This is a genomic window from Paenibacillus sp. FSL P4-0127 (assembly GCF_038007325.1).
GTDB lineage: Bacteria > Bacillota > Bacilli > Paenibacillales > Paenibacillaceae > Fontibacillus > Fontibacillus macerans.
This window is the reverse complement of the sequence record NZ_JBBOWY010000001.1, coordinates 3702750-3721060: the sequence shown is the minus strand read 5'-3', so window position 1 is coordinate 3721060 and position 18311 is coordinate 3702750. Positions and strand designations below refer to the sequence as shown.

Genomic DNA, 18311 nt, shown 5'->3' with positions numbered 1-18311 from the left:
AATTTTTTCAACCTGAAGGTAGCATTTCTCGGAATATTTCGTCCTATACCCTTTTTAGTTCGGATGTTATAATCATGGTAAAAATAACCTACTTTCGAAGGAGGCAATGAATCCAATGTCATGGTTCAACAGACTTCCCCTTAGCGGAAAAATTAACGCCGCCTGCTATCTCGTGGCCGCGCTGTTCGCCGTTCCCGCCCTGATCGTATTCGTGATTCTCGGCCACATCTGGGTCGGATTAATTCTCATCATTTTTTTGGCAGCGCTTACTTACCCGCTCTCCCGCTATCTCGAGCGAGAGCTCACGGATTCATTTTCCGACATCTCCAGCGCGTCCGCGCAGATCGCCAAGGGAGATTTCACCGCCCGGGTGAACCAAAGCGGCGGGATGAACGAGCTCAGCCGCTCGTTTAACGGTATGGTGGACAAGCTGCGCAAAATTTTGCAGGAAACCTCGGACATTACCCGCAAAGTGATGGACTCCAGCCGCAGCATTTCGGAACGTAATCAGGGGCTTATTGAGGTGATGACCCAGGTGACGCAATCGTCCAATGAATTGGCGCTTGGCGCAAGCGCCATCAGCGAGGACGTTGGCGGCATGACGGAGGCGATCGGCGAAATTGAAGAGAAAGTCGGCAATTACACCGATTCGACCCGGCAGATGAATCAGCGTTCTGCGGAAACGCTGCAGCTTGTGGAACGGGGCCGGGAATCCGTGTCGCGACAAGCGGAGGGTATGCGCAAAAATATCGAGGCGACGGAAAAAGTCGCCGAATCGATCGAAGCGCTGGCGCAAAATGCGCAAGGCATCACGAAAATTACCCGGGCGATTTCGGAGATCGCCGAGCAAACCAACCTGCTTTCGCTGAATGCCTCCATCGAAGCGGCGCGGGCCGGCGAGCACGGGGCCGGATTTGCGGTCGTCGCCCTTGAAGTGCGCAAGCTGGCCGAGGAATCGAGCGCCTCCACCAAAGAGGTGTTTAACCTTGTCCGCAGCATTGAGCAGGATGTGAAGCAAGCCGGTCAAAACATCAAAATCAACGAGGAAGTCGTGCGCCAGCAAAGCGCCATCCTTCTCGAAGCGGAGCAAATTTTTCAGGAAATCGTCCAAAGCGTCCAGTACATTTCCGAAGAAATTTCCGCTTTTGCCCGGGAAAGCGAAGCGATGCTGGATAGCGCGCACAACATTTCTTCGGCCATTCAGAACATCTCCGCCATCACGCAGCAGTCGGCTGCCGGAACCGAGCAGGTGTCCGCATCGATGAACGAGCAGATCACCTCCATCCGCGCGATGGCCGATGAGATTGAAGCGATGAAAAACGCCGTATTCCAACTGCAGAAAACGATACATATTTTCAAATTTTAAAGTCCCAAGTCTCGTATGACCTTGTTTCTGTCACAAAAACACCCCCTCCCTTGTCTTACTTGTGATAACTAGTTCCAGTTATCCATTATCATTTGGAGGTTGATGTATATGAAAGTAAGAATTGACCATTACGCAGCCAACCCGGACATTTACCGGGCGATGAGCCAATTGGAGAAACAGGTGACCGCAAGCGGGCTGGACCGCGTCATTTACGAGCTGGTGAAAATCCGGGCATCGCAAATCAACGGCTGCGCTTTTTGCCTCGATATGCATACGAAGGAGCTGCGCAAGCTTGGAGAAAGCGAACAGCGCATCAATTTAATCAGCGTGTGGCGGGAATCGCCCTGCTATACGGATCAGGAAAAAGCCGTGCTGGAACTGACGGAAGCGGTCACGCTTATCGCAGAGCGCGGCGTCCCCCAGGACGTGTTCGACCGGGTCCGCTCCTTCTACAGCGAAAAAGAAACGATGGATCTGATCTTTGCGATCAACGTCATCAATTGCTGGAACCGCATCGCTATTTCTACGGGGATGTTCCCGGGCTGCCGCGATTAATTAAAAAAGCCCTGTTATCTGCGCATATGCGGAAAACAGGGCTTTTCGTTTCCGCTTCAATCGCCTCATCAGATTAAAAAAATCAAAAGCAGTTGCCGTAGGTGATGGGCATTTCCCCGTCTGATTCCCGGTGATATTTTGCGGAACCGTGAGGTACGGTAGAGGCCAGCTTTAAAACCAATGTTTATAGGGTTCGTGTCTTGGTGTCCCTGTATGCTGCTTGCCTTTGCACGATTATCCCCTTCGTTCAGGAGCAGGGAGCAGGGGTGGGGCTAGAGCAAGTCAAGGATTCCAAAAAAAAGAGAAGAAAAAACAATAAAGATGAGGAAAAAATGAGGCGTTTCAGGTGAGATTTTTAGCTTGATTAGAGAACGTACGTTTGTTATAATGAAATAAATGGAATTTATGTTCGTGTATTCTTGATTCGGGAGGTAAGCGGATATGGAAGCCAATGCGGGAACGGAACTTCAACCATTCAGCAGCCGTTTTAACAGCGAGCAGGACTGCATGGAGGCGCTGATCGCGATGAAATGGCCAAACGGCTTCGTCTGCCCGCGCTGCGCTCACACCCGGTGCAGCCGTCTGACTTCCCGGCATATCCCTTTGTTCGAGTGCGGAAAGTGCAAGCATCAAACATCGCCTTTGGTCGGTACGATTTTTGAAGGAACGCATCTGCCCTTGCTCAAGTGGTTCGAGGCCCTGGATTTATTCCTGCTCCCGGGCGGCATCTCGGCGCTGCGGCTGAGCAAGGTGATCCGGGTTACCTACAAGACCGCCTGGTCGATGCTGCACAAAATACGCCATGCCGTGGGGGAGTTCGATGCCCGGGAGCTGCTCTCCGGAGACGTGAAGGTGAACAGCGATCAGTATGGGCGTAATCCGTCCCGGTGTCAGCTTTCGCATCCGTACGCCTCGGCGGTCGTAGCGGGATGCACGGTCACGGAGTCGGGCGAGCCGGAACAGGTCAAAATCCGCCTGGTTCCAAATAAGCGGGGAGGCGAAAAAAGGGCAAACCGTCACGATCTAACCGCGTTTATCAATGGGCATGTGGATGTCCATAAATCGGCAGTACAGTTGTTCCCTCAGGCCTTTCGGCTGTATGCGCCCTTGCGGAAAGTGGTGAGAGAGGCGTGGGAATCGCTGAAGAGTACGTATGGAGCCTTGGGACTGAAGCATCTGCAGGCGTACCTGAACGAATACACCGGACGCCGCCGATTGCGCCTGTCCGGAGGACTGCCCGGAGCGGAAGAAACGATGCGACAGAAGTTACTGTGCATGTGTGTGGCGATTCCGGCGATCCCTTACCGCAAGCTGATCGCGCGCCAACCGAACCAGCCCCTTGCGGCTGCGGCCTGATCGTGGCACTTGAACGGTAGAGGTTATTTGATGCGGATCAACTTGATTGGTGTGGGTTAGCATGATCGGCAGGGGCATTGCTGCTGACGGAAGAGTTCAAGCTACAGCAATGTCACGGTCTTTTCGTTCCCCCGCATCTGGTCCTTCATCTCCCGTTCGATCTGCCTTACTTCTCCGAAAAACCTGCTTTCTTCTCCTATGCCCATCTAATTTATCTTGATCCTATCTGCTTCTTCACAAAATATGTTCTTCTCCCAAGCTTGTCTATTTCTCTGCTACCTGATCAAACGAGATAATCATGCAAAGCGTCCGGACAGCGAGTATTGATCTTCGAAAGCAAATTTCGCATCCCGGTATACCTTGGAATAAGCCGATCTACATACTCCTCTCATCATCCGAACGTTTTCCATTCTCGCTAAAAAAACCTGAAGGAAGCCATTTCGCCTCCTTCAGGTTTTTATTTAGTGCACGGCTTTCAACCGCACCAATATGCTGCTGAAATCGCGGCTCACCGACGCGACGGACAACCCCGCCGACATCAAGCGGTCGCCGCCGTACACTTTGCCGTTGTCGACTACGGCGTAGTCCTTGGCAGGGTCAAGCCCTTCCAGCTTGACGCTGCGCAGCGGGCCGTTCGGTTCGGCGAGCACGCGGAAATAGAACAGCAGCGCTTCGTTTTTGTCCGGGCTGACGAACATCCACGCCGTTTCGCCGCCTTCAAACGGACTTTTCAGGCGGTACAGCTCCCCTTGCTGCACGAGACCGCGTATTTCCTTATATATGGCGATTTGTGCCTTGGCAATTTCCTTCTCTTCGTCCGTAAACTTGGTCAGGTCGAGCTCATAACCGAAATTGCCGGACATCGCTACGTCTCCCCGGAACTTAAGCGAAGTCGTGCGTTCCACCTGGTGGTTCGGCACCGCGGAAACATGGGCCCCCATCGTCGATACGGGGTAAACGATGCTCGTGCCGTATTGGATTTTCAGGCGCTCCACGGCGTCCGTATCGTCGCTCGTCCAGGTTTGCGGCATGTAATAGAGCATGCCCGGATCAAAACGGCCGCCTCCGCCAGAGCAGCTTTCGAACAAAATGTGCGGGAACTCGCTCGTTAGCCGCTCCAGCAGCTCATACAGCCCCAGGATGTAACGGTGGGCGATTTCCCCTTGCCGCTCCGCCGGGCTGGCCGCCGAACCGACCTCCGTCATGTTCCGGTTCATGTCCCATTTGACGTAGGAAACCAGCACACTGGAGAAAATATCGCTCAGCCGCTCGTACAAATACTGCCGCACATCTTCCCGCGACATATCGAGCACGAGCTGATCGCGGGCTTCGGTCCGCCGCCGTCCCGGCACGTGCAGGCACCAATCCGGATGGGCCCGATACAACTCGCTGTCCGGCGACACCATCTCCGGTTCGACCCACAGACCGAACTGCAGCCCGGTTTCCTTCACACGGCGGGCCAAATCGCCAAGCCCTTGCGGCAGCTTGCGGCGGTCTTCATACCAGTCGCCAAGCGAGCTGTTGTCGCTGTCCCGGTGCCCGAACCAGCCGTCGTCCAGTACGAACAGCTCGATCCCAAGCTCGCTGCCCGCCTTGGCGATCGCTTCGATTTTATCCGCGTTGAAATCGAAATAGGTCGCTTCCCAGTTGTTGACGAGAATCGGACGCTCCTGGTCGCGGAACTGCCCGCGGCAAAGTCTTGTCCGGTACAAGCGGTGGAACGTGCGCGACATGCCGCCCAGCCCTTCGGACGAATAGACCAGCACGGCTTCCGGCGTCTGGAACGTTTCGCCCGGCGCCAGCTTCCAGTTGAATTCAAACGGATTGATCCCCAGCGACACACGGGTCGTCCCGAACTGCTCCACCTCGGCCTCGGCGGTAAAATTGCCGCTGTAGATCAGGCTAAAGCCGTATACTTCGCCCTGCCGTTCGTCGGCTTCCGGCCGCAGCAGCGCGAGAAACGGATTTTGCTGGTGCGAGCTGGCCCCTCTCCGGCTGCTGATGCCGGTGAGGCCCGGCGCAAGCCGTCTGCGCTGCACGTGGCGTTCTCTCGCCCACGCGCCGGACAAATACAAGGCGTCGTAAGACGCGTCCGCAAAATCCACCGAGGCGCTCAGCGCGCGTTCGATTTGTATCGCTTCGCCGCTGTCATTGCGGAACCGGGCCGATCTGGCGATCGCGTCAAAATCTTCAAAGACAGTATAGCATAAATACACGGTCAACCCGGACACCGCGTCGAACAGCTCAAGCTCCAGCGTTTCGGCTTCGCTCTCGCGCTCGACATAGACGGACGGCAGCCCCTCCAGCGCCGGTTTGCCCGGAATGATCCGGTGCGACTTATAAGAGAGCTCGGTCGCCCGGGCGCCGTTCGCCAGCCGGACTTGGTACGCCGGGCTGCGGAAATCGCCGGTGCCGTATTGCGGATATTCCTGCGGCAGCGTATCGAGCGAGATCGTTTTGTCGTCCGGAAGCGGATTCGGGCTGAAGGAAGCCCGTTCCTTAAACGTCAACAGTTCATCGAGATTGCTGTCCTGGCGCAGCTTGGCGCCGAAATACGCATGGGCGGCATACCCCCGGACCAGTTGAATCATGTAGCTTGTATTGCGGGATTGCAGATGGAAAAGGCCTTTAGTTTCATCGAAAAAAATAGGCATTTCGCGGTCCTCCTGGAAATGTGCTAATCTGACTTTTCTTGTATGCTTTTTTTCCATTCTACTATCTTATCCGGGAGGAGTAACGATAATAAAGTGATCTTCTATATGGATTTTTGTGAGTTTTATCGGAGATTGAATTGTGTTTGGCGCCACGGTTTATTAACGCCGGGGTTGGATTGAACGAGGTCTTCCGGGAGCACCCGCTCGCCGAAAACGCAATAGCGGTTTTTGCCAAGCCGTTTGGCATGATACATCGCGGCGTCGGCTTCCTGCATCATGCGCGTCTTTTCGGCCCGGTGCCCCTGGCAAATGCTGATGCCGATGCTTCCCGTAATGGACATATCCCTTCCTGCAATATAATAAGGCCTGGAGATTTGACCCAGGAGCAATCCGGCCATAATCTTCACCTGGTTCGGATCGCAATTTTTCATGATAAACAGAAACTCGTCCCCTCCGATCCGAAACGCGAGTTGGTTCTTATTCGTCAACTGTTCCAGATATCGGCTTACTTCCCATAACAGCTGGTCGCCCGCTTGATGTCCGTATGTATCATTGATTTCCTTGAAACAATCCAGATCGAGATTCAGAACGGCGAGGTTTTCCTTACCTTTGTATTTGGTCCAAAAATGATCCAGCCCGTTCCGGTTCAGCAAACCCGTCACCGGATCGCGGTAGGCCAGCACCCGGAGCGCGGCAATCTCCGAATACAAAGACCGCAAATAGAGTACGGCGCCGGCCAGCAATACACAGCCTACCCCGTATATAATATAAGACCCCGTAATACTCATCCCTTTTCACCAACCATATCACGATTTAATGGCACATTAACCTGCTTCATCTTGGCTTGAACGATAAGACGATGGGTTGGATTTTTCAGAGGATCGCATGTGATCAAAGTCAGGATTTTATCCTTCCCGTTCGGCTTGAGGACGGAGACTTCCGTCGGTTCGACTATCGAGATTTTATAAACCTCATAGGTGTAGCGATCAGATTCGGTAGTTATGACGATTTTATCTCCTATCTCGACTTCGTTCAAGCGGTTGAACAAACGGCCCTTTGTACGCGCCCGGTGGGCGGCAATCGCCGCGTTCCCCTCCGCGCCGAGCGGCGCCGTTTCGGTCATATGCGCGGCCGCGTGCTTCATGTTAGCCTTTGTGGCCCCTTCCAAGACGGGCAGCTTTACATCGATCGCCGCGATTTCGATCATAGCGATCGACGTTTTCCCGTCCACCGTCATAAGCTGCGGGACGGCGGCCGGTTCGGAATCGGCGGCGGAGGACCCTTCCTCCAGCAAATGTGAGAGCCGCTCGAAACCGGCAGCCAGCTCGCGGCTCATCGCCGCTGCTTCCCGCTGTTTCCGCGCCTGTTCCGCCTCCGCCAGCAGCCTTTGCTGCTCGCGGTCCGCCTGCCATTCCATCAGCATCGGCGCCACGATCACGGCAATGCCGAGCAAAATCAATAAATAAGACAGCTTTCGCATAGGATCGGCTCCTTATCGTTAACCCGGTATTCCACTTCGTTTTAATACAATTACTTCCAATTTGCACAACGTATTATATTATATCAGCAGCATCTCAACAATTTCTGAACATAAAAAGCAAAGGGGACAATCCCCAAAAATCGTCCTCAGATTCTTGGAGATGCCCCCTCGGCGTTTATGCTATTTGCGCTGCAAGTATTTCTTTCTCAGCAGCAATCCCAACAAGATCAGGGCTGCCCCCGCCGCTTGGAACGGCAACGGGCTGCCTTCCCCGGTTTTCGGCAGGACGCTGACTCCCGGGAATTCCTCGCCCGCTGGACGATCGCCGCGGGTTCCACCCAGCGGATTCCCTTCGTCGTCAAGCTCCAGGTCCGTCGGTTTCTCCGAATCCTTCGGCTTGTCCACGGTTGGCTTGCCGCCCTTCGGCTTGCCGCCATCCGTTCCGCCAGCCGGAATCGTACCGTCCGGAACCCCGGCATTATCGTCGGCGTCCGGGTTTGAGTTGTCCACCGGCGGATTAATCACCGTACCCGGAATGGTTGGTACACCCGGGTCGGCCGGATCGTTTGGAGTGCTCGGGGTGCCCGGAGTGCTTGGATCGCTTGGATCACTCGGATCGCTCGGACTTCCCGGGTTGCTCGGATTCGTCGTCCGCTTACGGTTCTCTACCGTAATGGCAAGCGTGTTATCCGTTTGTTCAAGGCTAGCGTCGATCGTGATCAGCCGCTCAGCCTGGCCTTCAATCAGATAACCTGCCGGTGCTGCGGTTTCTTTCAGGATGTAATTGCCGTACGGAAGATCGGTGAATACCGCTGTTCCGTATACATCCGTCGTCATCGCAATCGGAGCTTTGGACCGGGCTTCGTCCTGAAGCTCGAAGGTGGCGCCGGCCAACACTTTTGCGTGGTCGGCTTTATCGACCTTGGTGATGACCAGCTTGCCTTTCGGCTCTGCCGGGTCCACCGGCGGACCGGTCCGCTTCTCGTTTTCTACCGTGAGTTTTGTGACACCGCCGGTCGATTTGGCTTTTTCGTCAAGCTTAACGGTCAGCGGCGTACCGTTGAGAAGATATCCGGCAGGCGCTCCCGTTTCCACCAGGCTGTAAACTTGGTCGTACCGCAGCTTGGTAAAGGTCAGTTTGCCTTCCTCATCGGTGGTCTTCTCTCCGAGCAGCTTACCGTCGCTGTCCAGCAGTTCAAAGGTAGCGCCAGCCAGTTTTTGGGTTGGATCAGCCTTATCGACCTTCGTTAGTTCCAAAGAACCGCGGAGGCCCGAACCGGTGCCCGAACCGTCGGTAAAGCGCACCTGAATCTTGTTCGAAGACTCCTGGGAAACGTTTTTGATACCTTCGCCCGCAAAGCTTGCCGTATTCGTTACTTCTTCCCGGTCGGCAGAGACCGCGATTTCCGACGAATACTGCAGAACGTAGGCGTTTTCTATGAACTCTGCGGCAAACTTAAGCTCAAACGCTTGGCTGTCGTTTTCCGGGTCCGTCTTGATCGTCAGGAAGTAATCCTGGTCCTTCGTCAGCTTCCCCCCGACCGGAGTCACGCTCTTGTCCGAGTTCACGACCGCTTCGTATAGTTCGAAGGAGTCGGGAAGCAAAACCTGGTTTGGGCTCGGCGTATCGATGATGGTTGCGTTCTCGACGTAGGATTGGCTTCCGTTGATCACGATTTTCCAATCGATTTTGCCGCCGTTTTGCGTACCGCTTTTGTTGACGTATTCGCCGCCGCGCGGGATCGGCAAGTCGGCGTGCCAGCTCCAGAGTTTACCGTCGCCTCCGGTCATAACCGCCGTATTCGGCACTTTATCGACGACCAGCACGTTCTCCAGCTTGGTTTTGAACGTGATTACGTAAGGCGAGTTGATATCTCCCAGTTCGATGCGGAACGTATTATCCGCCGCCTCGGTAATTTGGGCGGGATCCGTTACCTCGGTTCCCCGAACTACCGAACCATCAGCCCCTATGGTCGCTTTATAAACTTTCACTTCATCTTTCAGCAGTTTTTGATCCGCTTCTAATTTGTCGGTCAACACCGCGTTGTTGACCGGGTTGCCGTTATAGTTGGCTACGATCTCCCAGGTGAGTACCTTGGTCTTCGGATCATAACTTTTTCCAACTTTACGGCCGTTTTGCTGTGTTTCGGTATTCGGTTTAAACGGAGCCTGGAGTGGGTACGCAACTCCAGGCGTGTTTTCCGTCCAATCCAATGTTGCCTCGTTCAGATACGGATATTTGTCCGGAGTAAACTTCGTACTGTAGGTAATGGTGTACTTATCCGTTATTTCTTCGTTAAACGTTAAAGTAAACCCTTTGGTTGGGTCTTCAACCTCTAAATCGTATGTGGAACTGGTTACTGTTTTCCCCGGTGAGGTTACTTTAACGCTGCTCGGAATAAATTCCAGACCGCCGCTCGTAAACGTATCCTTGATCACCAGATTCGTCATCGGCTGCTTATCTTCGTTGACGACGATGTTCCAGGTGATTATCTTAGCGCTGTAATCGACACCGCCAAATGATTTTACCCCAATTCCGCTCTTAAAGGTGAACGAATCGGAACCCTTTCTCTCCTTGCCGTCGACCGTTGCATAGATGTCGTTAGTAACCGGAGTATCCTTATAAATGCGGTCTATCGCTTTGGTTTGATATTCAATGTCATAGGCGGTAGTAACCTCTGATTCAAATTGCAAATCGAACCCGTTTTTGCCGTTGTCATCGGTCACCGGAATTACTTTGTACGTGATGCCGTCAGCCGGTTCGTTCGTTCCTGGCTTAAGCACTTTGACCGAATCCTCCACCAGCACCATGCTGTTGTTGAAACGGTCATGAATCAGCCTTTCGCCGGCTGGGGTTATCGTCTTTTCACCATAATTGTATTGCACTCTCCAGGTCACCGTCTGAGTCTCTTTATCGTAGGAGGTGTCCTTTTTGGTGAAAAGCGGCGTGCGGGTAATCGTAATCGTCTCATCATCCGCCTTCGAAACGCCATTGTCTCCGGTCAACTTCGCGCTGTTCGTAAATTCGGTCTCTTCCTCACCCGTTACCAAAGTCGTGTATTGAATGCGGTAAGCCGAATTGATGCTTGGCTGATTAAAATTGACCTGGAATCCCGAACCGTCCGGTTCAACGGCCGTTCCGTAGGTTGTGGAGCCAGGTTCGACCAAATTCCCCAAGTCAGGCCCTCTGTCGACATTCGGCAGCAGCTCGTAAACCTTGATCGAGCTTTCATCCAGCTTCAGTCCCGGCGGAATCTGGTCGGATACTTTCGCATTGTCGATCTTGTCGAGCGAGGTATTGACGTCGATCGTCCAGGTGATGGATTTGTCCTTGTCGGCAATCCCGGTCTTTTTCAGGAGCGATCCGTCCTTCGGCGCGAGCTTGATCACAGCATTCTGCTCTCCGCCCTGAATCGGGAAAGAAATCGGCACATCCGCTCTGCCCTTGATCTCTTCGCTAAGCACCGTATTAACCTTAAAGGTGCCCCAGACTCTCGAATTGTCGACGTTTTCGTTGAACACGATCTTCACATCGCCGTTCGTGCCAACCGTGAAATCGGCGATTGAACTGCCGTCGTCGATCGTCAACTTGCCGTTTACCTCGTTGAAAATTTTAAACTCCTTAGGGATTTTGAATTCAAATGTGCTGCCGTTTGTGTAGCCATGTCCATCCGGCAGCTCCCATTCGTATTCGATGCTGACGGCGTCTCCCAACTTGGAACGCTGCTGATTGGCGGGATTGTAAACCGCGTCGATTACCGTCCCCTTCGCATCCTTAACTAGGACTCCCTTAATGATGCTGTCTGCATTTTCGGCCGCAGCCGCAGCCGCACCTGCAGGGGCAGCCAGTCCATACGTAGCATCGGTCGCACTGTACGCAGCCTCTCCGCCGGAAGCTTCATCCGGATTTGCGCTGACCTGCGCCGCTCCCATACCAAAGACGCCTTGGAAGAACAACGCGCCGGCCATGAGTAAAGCCATCCATTTTTTCTTCATGCTTTTAGAGCACTCCCTCCTTATCTCAAATGTGTTCATTTATAATATCTTAATTTTTTTCCAATTCCCTCCTCGTCCGGTTTATGTAATTGGGCGACGCTTTCATCTTAATTCGTCGTTCTGAACAAATTCTCAACAAATTATAAAAAAATTCAACAAAAATTATGATTATTTTAATAGCTCCCGCAGTTCTATTGTGAAAGTTGTCTGATCCCCTGCTTCAAAACCCAACGTATAAAACGCAAAGAAATTTTTTTTCTTTACGGCCTCCACCAGCCAGTGGCAAAAATCGCTAACTTCGTCGGTTTCCCGGCTTCGGCCGTCCCGATAGACTACCTGGGGGTAAACGAACCTCAGCTTGACCTCGCCGCGCCACTCAAAACGAAAAAAATTTCTGCCCTTCCGGCGTTGCAGCGAAAAATGATAGTCCCGCTCCCGCTCTTGCAATAGATAAAACTGACCGTTGCAAAAAAATACAGGGCCATGCCGCGTGGCTACGATCCCTACCCGGTTCCCCCGGTAATCCATATAGAAACCCCTGCTCCGTTTCCTTTTATCTTGTTTCGTCAATTCGATCTCCGTAAGCGAGGGCAGTTCCACCCCCCGTGAATCGTCCCTGAAATGGCCGACTACATTCATCTCCAAAAAACTCCCTTAATTGCGAACGTTGCGAAAAGGCCGCAGAAAATTCGACTGAAATGGTTCATTCGGAGTATACGCGCAAGATCTATACAAATTCTGAACAAAAAAACCGGCCAACGGCCGGTCAAGATGGCTTGTTCTATGATAAAAAAACGCCGGAAGCGGGCGGCTTAACGTGCCTGCCCCGCTTTCTCCGTAAATTGTCCATACCATTCCGTTATGTAGTGGCTGGGCTCCACGTTCAGTTCCTCCTTCAGTACGGCTGCGAGTTTGCGGTACTGACGGTGCACCATGGCAAAGTTCTGCTGCAGTGCGTATATTTTCATGAGGGCAAAATAAGGCGCCTCTTCCTGGGGATGAAGGGTGCGGATGTTGTGATAGTAAGCTCCCGCCTTCTCCCAAAGCTCTTGCCCGAGGTACCAATCGGCGATCGCCAGCGAAGTGTGAAGCCAAATGGCCTTGAGCCGCTGGCGCTCGCTTTCCGTCCACCAGTAATCGTATTCCTGCAGATAATCTCCGGTGTAGATTTTCATCGTCTCCAAATATGCGTCCAGCGAATCGCCGGACACGGGCGGCAGCGCAGCCAGCTTGGCCTCCCATTCGTCGATATCCAAGCGGACCTGATGGGTATTCAGGATGTAACCCTCCATCGTATTCACAATTTGAAAATGGTCTCCGTAAGGCTTAAGTGTTTTCCGAATATGGTACACGGACGTATATAATTGCGAGTTGACCTTGTCCGTCTCGTATTCCGGCCATAAGACATCGATCAAAGTAGACTTTCGGACCAACCTTCCCCGGTGCTGCAAGAGATAGAGAAACAACTCCTGCGCCTTCGTCGTGCGCCACTGCAGGAGGGTCGGCTGTCCATGCCGCGCCTCCACCTTTACCTGTTTGAACAAGCATATTTTGATATCCTGTTCGGAACCGGCGACTTGCTCCTGTCCCGCTTTCAGCCGCTCCTGAATCCGATCCACGGTTTTGGCCAGGCGCTCGGCTCTGATCGGCTTGAGCACATAATCCAGAGCGTTTAACTCAAAGGCTTTTATGGCATATTCATCATACGCCGTGACAAAAACGATATGTATCTCCGGTCTTGCTTCCAAAATCCGTTCCGCCAGTTCAATACCGTTGATTTCCGGCAGGCTGATGTCCAAAAACAGCACATCCACACGTTCTTGGAGAATTTCGCCCATCCCCTTGACGGGGTCGGTAAATTTCCCGACAACCTCCACGTCGGCAAGCTTCAGCAATAACCGTTCCATATAATTCAAGGCCAGTTGTTCATCATCCACAAGTATTACTCTCATAAGAGCCAGACTCCCCCGCTTGGATACTCTTCCCCTTTATAAGAAGATTAGCATATCCCGCCCAAACAAAGAAGCCTTGAACAGTCGTTCAAGGCTCTTTTTTTTCCTATTCGTCTTATTATTGAACTGGCTTAGTATAACTTGTCCGCCTTATATTTCGAAGCATCTTTGATCATTGTAAAAGCGGTCGTCGTTCCATTCCAGCCGGCATCGGCCGTCGTGTCGATAACCACCCAGCGTCCGTTTATATAAACTTCATTCCAGGCGTGATATGTTTTTACATAGTCGGAAGATCCCATCGCCAGCTTGGCCGGAACCCCAACGCTGCGCAGCATCCCCGCAAACAGGGAGGAAAAGCCGTAGCAGGTGTCCTTCTTGGCAGTCAAGGTACGCTCGATATTCGGCAGGTAATTCGATGTAGCGGTAAACGCCAGGCTGTCGTCGTATTTGATGGTGCGGATGATGTAATTATAAATGGCCTTCACTTTATCTTCATCGGCAGCCGCATCTTTCGTCAGCTCCGCCGCCTTCTTTGCCGCCAGACCGTCTATATTCCAATTCACATTTTGCGTCGAACTCAGATAGACCGGCGTCTCATCCTGCAAATCAAGCTTCACCGTATCCTTCTGCACAAGGCGGTACGTAGTCCCTTTAATCTGTTCCAACAGGCTGATCGTGTAATCCCCGTTGCCCATTTGCAGCGGGAACGTCTCTCCTTGGGCACCGTAGGTCAGATTATAGGTATACTTATTGTTCCTTTTCTCGATCACCAGCTTGGTCTTGACATTCAGCTTCACGTCGTAATAAATGGTCACCGCTCCCTGAGACAGGTTGTCCTTATTGAGCCAGCCCTCAAGTTCGGCCGCCCGCGCCCCTGTCCCGCCGAAACCGGCAAACAAAAGTACAAGGGTCAACGTTGCAAACATCAATTTACGCATAAAAAATAAAACCTCCTTCGGTAACTGGCTGCCAGTAAAAAATTTACAGGCCCTGTAGCTTTGCGTCCCTGCCTTTCGACAGGTTTGCCATTATCGTGTAAAGTTTTATGTCCTTCTCTATCTCTATCGGAAGCGTTGGCGTCATTTATTAGCCCAATAAGACGAAAAAATCTAAAATTTTTAATATTTTTTTGCGACTTTAGTCTCAGTTGATAGACGAACTTTGCAGACGGGGCCGTTCATTTCGCAAAAAGTAAAAATAATAAAAAAGTACCATAATCATCTCCAAAGCTGCGAGAATGAGATAGATATTACTGTACACACCGGAATTCGCAAACAGGTTTAACGGGTTCCAATGCACGCTGCCGCCTTGATCCACAGCCTTGCTGTAGACGCCGGCCGCCACCGCGCCGGAAAGAAAGTTCGACATCGACAACAGCCCCATGCCAACCCCGGTCTGTTCCTTGGCCAGCGTCCGCGATATCGTGCCTGTCAAGGCAATTTGCATAAACATCTGTCCGACGTTGCCAAGGATCAATAATATTGCAATGATGGGGACCGCCGCTCCCGCGAAGATCGAGATCAGGGTAAAGCAAACCAGCAGCAGCATGGACGCGCTGCAAAACACAAACGGGTTGCCCTTGGCATCCGCCAGCTTGCCTCCAGCTCTGCCCAGAACAGCCGACACCGCCGCCCCCGGAACCATAGCGAAGCCAATCCAGCCCGAGGCAAGCCCGTTGACATCCGCCAGCAGCTGCGGCGTCAAGAACGGGAGCGCGTAACCGATCCCCATCGCCAGTATGGCTATGAGCAGCCCCAGGGAATAACTTCTGTTGCGGAAAAGCTGCGGATCCACGAACGGGTGAGCCGCAGTCCGGTTGCGGATAAAAAACAACAAGAACAGGAGCAGGCTGCCCAGATAGAAGGTAATTCGGCCGTAAGTAACGCCCAGCAGCAGCAACGCAACCGCACCGCCCAGCAGACCGGCCCCCAGCCAATCGACTTTGGCGTATTTGGGCGCCTGCTCGCTTAAATAACGGCGGTAAAACGGCAAGGTGACAAGCATCAGCATCGGAATGCAAAACAGCCAACGCCAATCGACCAGACTGACGATTAGCGCCGAGACGACCGGTCCGATCGCCCCCCCGACAGCCAGTCCGGTTGCCGTGATGCCGAGCGCGTATCCGCGGCGTTCGGGCGGAAAGTGGCGGACGGGAATGATCATCGCCGCCGCCGGAATGACCGCCGCTCCCGCCGCCTGCAAAACCCGCCCGGCCAGCACCATCCAAAACGCCTGGGCGGCAAGCCCGGCGAGCGAGCCCAGACAAAACACGGCCAAGCCAAACGTGATTAAATTTTTGAACCTGAATACGTCGGCCAATTTCCCGTAGATGACCGATCCGATCGCATAGATCAGCATATAAATGGTGGATACCCAGCTGACCTGCGCCACGGATAATTGGAACTCGTTTTTAATTTCCGGCAGCACGATATTAAACATCGTAGCGCTCATCGACGAGAGCACCATCGTAAACGCCAAAATACGGATCAGCTTTTCGGCTGAATCGCCCTCTGCCTGCTTTCTCATAACAAATCATGCCCCCTCAAAAACCTTTGTTATGAGATATTTTATATTTGCATATTGATAATTAAAAATATATATTTAATTATAAAATCATATACTACAGTATATTAATAGAAAGGAACGAACGGTATGGAATTGCTGCAGCTGCAATATTTTCAGACGGTCGCCCGCTTGGAGCATATGACAAAAGCCGCGCAGGAGCTTCATATCGCCCAGCCCGCGCTGAGCAAAACGATCGCCCGCCTGGAACAGGATTTGGGCGTGCCGCTGTTTGACCGGCAGAGCCGGCAAATCCGGCTCAACCACTTCGGCAGAGCGTTTTTGAAAAAGGTGGATCTCGCGTTGAACGTGCTTGAGGAAGGTCGGAAGGAAGTCGCCGATCTGGCGGGAACCGAACGGGGAAGCATTCATCTGGCGACGAACAACCTGGGCCGGATTACTTCCGCTATAAGCGCCTACCGGACTGAGCATCCGGAAGTGAATTTCCGCATTTTGCAAACGCCGCCCGCTTCCATGGAGGAGTTGGTAAATTTGCTGGAAAACGGCGAGGTGGATCTGTGTTTTACCGCCGCTTCCATCGATCATCCGGATATCCGCGAGCAGCCGGTGCTGGACGCCGAGGTGTTTTTGGCGGTGCCGCCCGGCCATCCCTTGGAACGGCGCAGCAGCATCCGACTGGAGGAGGTGGCGGCCGAGCCTTTCATCGAATATAAAACTGGCCATCCGTTCCGGAAAATAAACGCGTCATTTTGCCGCGAAGCGGGCATTTCGCCGAACATCGTCTGCGAGGTGGACGAACCGTCCGCTTTGGGCAGCCTGGTGCAGGCCGGACTTGGCGTAGCTTTTATGCCCGCATGCCGCAAAGACGAGACGCCGCCTTATAAAATGCTGCGCCTCGAAACCCCCGTATGCCGGCGCGTCTTCCGGATCGCCTGGCTGGAGCGGCGGTATCTTCCCAAAGCCGCCCGCAGCTTCGGCCGGTTTTTGGCCGAATATTACGCGGAGCTTCAGGCGCCGTAAGCTGCAGCGCCATCCTCCGGCGTCCGGCGGGCCGCCGGTCAAGTAAAATACTCCAGCTTCGCCTTTGGAAAAAAATCTTTCATATAACCGAACAGATGCGTTTTCAAATCCTCCTCTTCCTCTTTCGGATAGATATATTTGCCGATGCCGTATTTGCCCCATTTGTATCTGCGTTTTTCTTCATCCAGTTCCAGCTTGGTCATCGGGTAATTTTTCTCGATCACCCGTTTGGCCGGTTTCGTGAAGCGGTGCTGAATGAATTCAAACGTAAGGTCCTCTTTCGCCTCGGCCGGCAGTTCGGCATCCAGCCGTTCGAACATATGGCGGTACCCGTCCTCCCATCCTTCGTGAATGTAAATGGGCGCGACGATAAAGCCAAGCGGATATCCGGCCCGGGCCACCTTCCCCGCGGCTTCGATTCTTTGCTCCAAAGGCGAGGTGCCCGGTTCGAAGTTTTTAATGATGTAATCGGCGTTGACGCTGAACCGGAACCGTGTTTTTCCGTTATGCCTCGCATCCAGCAAATGATCGACATGATGAAACTTCGTGACGAACCGCAGCTTGCCGTACTCGGACTGTCCAAAGTGCTCGATCGCCCGCCTTAGCGTATGGGTCAGATGGTCGATGCCGACGATATCCGAAGTGCAGGAAGCTTCAAAACGGGTGTATTCCGGGGCGCGTTCGGCCATATACCGGTCGGCGGCGTCCAAAATCTCCTCCACGTTGACATAAGTGCGGATATACGGCTTGCTCCCCATCGTCGTTTGCAAGTAACAGTAATGGCAATGCCCCATGCATCCGGTGGCAAAAGGGATGGCGTACTCCGCCGAAGGTTTGGATGTGTCGAATTTCAGCGTTTTGCGAATGCCGACGACCAGCGTGGACTTGGCCACCCGGTATTTTTGCAGATCGCTTTCGCCCGGCAGGTTTCTGACCTGGTTGTGGGAAGTCGTGTACCGGATGTCGAGATCCATGTCCTTGAATTTGTCATACAGCGTTTGACCGAGCGGATAATCCAGCGCGTCCGGCTCAAAGTAAACGAGCTTGGGAACAAACGGCTTCATTCCAGGCCCCCCTCGGCGGCGTCCCCGAAGTAGTAGCTGTAGGCCTGCTCCGCCTCATCCGCCGACGCGTATACGGCCATTTCACTGGTCAACGGGTAATAGGTTTCGTACAAAAAAACGGCGAGCTCCCCCGGCCGCTCCGGGTTGTTGACCACCGCGGCCTCCTGGATGTTGGCGACGTCCTGGGTATGCGGGTTGCGGTAAAACACATAAACGATATCTCCCGGCGCAAAGGTTCGGGCTTCGTCTAACATCTTCATCGAATCCCCTTCTTTTTATGGAATGGTGAAGCTTTCCCTTTGCTTTAAAATATTTCCTTGGCCGGGAGCAATTATTTTTCCACGT

14 protein-coding genes and 1 riboswitch are annotated in these 18311 nt (G+C 53.1%); of the genes, 4 read left to right on the top strand and 10 right to left on the bottom strand.

All coding sequences use genetic code 11. The features are described from left to right. Nucleotides 1-115 precede the first annotated feature (115 nt). From NYE74_RS16770 to NYE74_RS16760, 3 genes are all read left to right on the top strand, one after another. Nucleotides 116-1366, top strand: coding sequence for a methyl-accepting chemotaxis protein (locus NYE74_RS16770; RefSeq protein WP_036622112.1), 1251 nt, complete (start codon nt 116-118; stop codon nt 1364-1366). 108 nt (nt 1367-1474) lie between these two features. Continuing rightward, nucleotides 1475-1921, top strand: coding sequence for a carboxymuconolactone decarboxylase family protein (locus NYE74_RS16765; protein WP_036622111.1), 447 nt, complete (start codon nt 1475-1477; stop codon nt 1919-1921). A 441-nt stretch (nt 1922-2362) separates the two neighbouring features. After that, nucleotides 2363-3277: a transposase gene (locus tag NYE74_RS16760; protein WP_213509534.1), complete on the top strand. Its 915-nt coding sequence runs from the start codon at nt 2363-2365 to the stop codon at nt 3275-3277. 461 nt (nt 3278-3738) lie between these two features. Here NYE74_RS16760 and NYE74_RS16755 read toward each other — a convergent pair whose 3' ends face one another. The 8 genes from NYE74_RS16755 to NYE74_RS16720 all read right to left on the bottom strand — a co-directional run bounded on the left by NYE74_RS16755 (nt 3739) and on the right by NYE74_RS16720 (nt 15885). Further along, a complete protein-coding gene (locus tag NYE74_RS16755) occupies nt 3739-5931 on the bottom strand; it encodes an alpha-galactosidase (RefSeq protein WP_124332693.1) in 2193 nt (730 codons plus the stop codon). 122 nt (nt 5932-6053) lie between these two features. Continuing rightward, nucleotides 6054-6719: a GGDEF domain-containing protein gene (locus NYE74_RS16750; protein WP_051985392.1), complete on the bottom strand. Its 666-nt coding sequence runs from the start codon at nt 6717-6719 to the stop codon at nt 6054-6056. Then, complete coding sequence (locus NYE74_RS16745; protein ID WP_036622107.1) at nt 6716-7411, bottom strand: class D sortase; 696 nt, start codon at nt 7409-7411, stop codon at nt 6716-6718. Before NYE74_RS16745 ends, NYE74_RS16750 begins: the two co-directional genes overlap by 4 nt. Nucleotides 7412-7591: 180 nt before the next feature. After that, the gene (locus NYE74_RS16740; protein WP_341004964.1) at nt 7592-11407 is read right to left on the bottom strand and encodes a collagen binding domain-containing protein; all 3816 of its coding nucleotides are present in this window, start codon (nt 11405-11407) and stop codon (nt 7592-7594) included. 168 nt (nt 11408-11575) lie between these two features. Further along, nucleotides 11576-12046: a hypothetical protein gene (locus NYE74_RS16735; protein ID WP_124332691.1), complete on the bottom strand. Its 471-nt coding sequence runs from the start codon at nt 12044-12046 to the stop codon at nt 11576-11578. A 173-nt stretch (nt 12047-12219) separates the two neighbouring features. Beyond that, nucleotides 12220-13359: a response regulator gene (locus NYE74_RS16730; RefSeq protein WP_341004963.1), complete on the bottom strand. Its 1140-nt coding sequence runs from the start codon at nt 13357-13359 to the stop codon at nt 12220-12222. Nucleotides 13360-13490: 131 nt separating this feature from the next. Next, a complete protein-coding gene (locus tag NYE74_RS16725; RefSeq protein ID WP_341004961.1) occupies nt 13491-14297 on the bottom strand; it encodes a transglutaminase-like domain-containing protein in 807 nt (268 codons plus the stop codon). A gap of 16 nt (nt 14298-14313) precedes the next feature. Next, a riboswitch (cyclic di-GMP riboswitch) is annotated at nt 14314-14396 on the bottom strand. 106 nt (nt 14397-14502) lie between these two features. Further along, complete coding sequence (locus NYE74_RS16720; RefSeq protein WP_036622100.1) at nt 14503-15885, bottom strand: MFS transporter; 1383 nt, start codon at nt 15883-15885, stop codon at nt 14503-14505. 126 nt (nt 15886-16011) lie between these two features. Here NYE74_RS16720 and NYE74_RS16715 point away from each other — a divergent pair, with 126 nt between their 5' ends. Then, the gene (locus NYE74_RS16715; protein ID WP_124332689.1) at nt 16012-16902 is read left to right on the top strand and encodes a LysR family transcriptional regulator; all 891 of its coding nucleotides are present in this window, start codon (nt 16012-16014) and stop codon (nt 16900-16902) included. A gap of 38 nt (nt 16903-16940) precedes the next feature. Here the strand turns inward: NYE74_RS16715 and splB are convergent, their stop codons facing one another. Continuing rightward, nucleotides 16941-17966 (bottom strand): spore photoproduct lyase, encoded by a 1026-nt coding sequence (gene splB, locus NYE74_RS16710; RefSeq protein ID WP_124332688.1) that lies wholly within the window; start codon nt 17964-17966, stop codon nt 16941-16943. Further along, the gene (locus tag NYE74_RS16705) at nt 17963-18226 is read right to left on the bottom strand and encodes a transcriptional regulator SplA domain-containing protein (RefSeq protein WP_036622095.1); all 264 of its coding nucleotides are present in this window, start codon (nt 18224-18226) and stop codon (nt 17963-17965) included. The genes splB and NYE74_RS16705 overlap by 4 nt, the downstream gene beginning before the upstream one ends. Between the last annotated feature and the right edge of the window lie 85 nt (nt 18227-18311).

Excerpts from the sequence above, each read along its gene's own strand:
- NYE74_RS16725 (WP_341004961.1), bottom strand. The coding sequence starts at position 14,297 with ATGCGTAAATTGATGTTTGCAACGTTGACCCTTGTACTTTTGTTTGCC.
- NYE74_RS16750 (WP_051985392.1), bottom strand. The coding sequence starts at position 6,719 with ATGAGTATTACGGGGTCTTATATTATATACGGGGTAGGCTGTGTATTG.
- NYE74_RS16765 (WP_036622111.1), top strand. The coding sequence starts at position 1,475 with ATGAAAGTAAGAATTGACCATTACGCAGCCAACCCGGACATTTACCGG.
- NYE74_RS16720 (WP_036622100.1), bottom strand. The coding sequence starts at position 15,885 with ATGAGAAAGCAGGCAGAGGGCGATTCAGCCGAAAAGCTGATCCGTATT.
- NYE74_RS16715 (WP_124332689.1), top strand. The coding sequence starts at position 16,012 with ATGGAATTGCTGCAGCTGCAATATTTTCAGACGGTCGCCCGCTTGGAG.
- NYE74_RS16740 (WP_341004964.1), bottom strand. The coding sequence starts at position 11,407 with ATGAAGAAAAAATGGATGGCTTTACTCATGGCCGGCGCGTTGTTCTTC.
- splB (WP_124332688.1), bottom strand. The coding sequence starts at position 17,966 with ATGAAGCCGTTTGTTCCCAAGCTCGTTTACTTTGAGCCGGACGCGCTG.
- NYE74_RS16770 (WP_036622112.1), top strand. The coding sequence starts at position 116 with ATGTCATGGTTCAACAGACTTCCCCTTAGCGGAAAAATTAACGCCGCC.
- NYE74_RS16760 (WP_213509534.1), top strand. The coding sequence starts at position 2,363 with ATGGAAGCCAATGCGGGAACGGAACTTCAACCATTCAGCAGCCGTTTT.
- NYE74_RS16730 (WP_341004963.1), bottom strand. The coding sequence starts at position 13,359 with ATGAGAGTAATACTTGTGGATGATGAACAACTGGCCTTGAATTATATG.
- NYE74_RS16705 (WP_036622095.1), bottom strand. The coding sequence starts at position 18,226 with ATGAAGATGTTAGACGAAGCCCGAACCTTTGCGCCGGGAGATATCGTT.
- NYE74_RS16745 (WP_036622107.1), bottom strand. The coding sequence starts at position 7,411 with ATGCGAAAGCTGTCTTATTTATTGATTTTGCTCGGCATTGCCGTGATC.
- NYE74_RS16755 (WP_124332693.1), bottom strand. The coding sequence starts at position 5,931 with ATGCCTATTTTTTTCGATGAAACTAAAGGCCTTTTCCATCTGCAATCC.
- NYE74_RS16735 (WP_124332691.1), bottom strand. The coding sequence starts at position 12,046 with ATGAATGTAGTCGGCCATTTCAGGGACGATTCACGGGGGGTGGAACTG.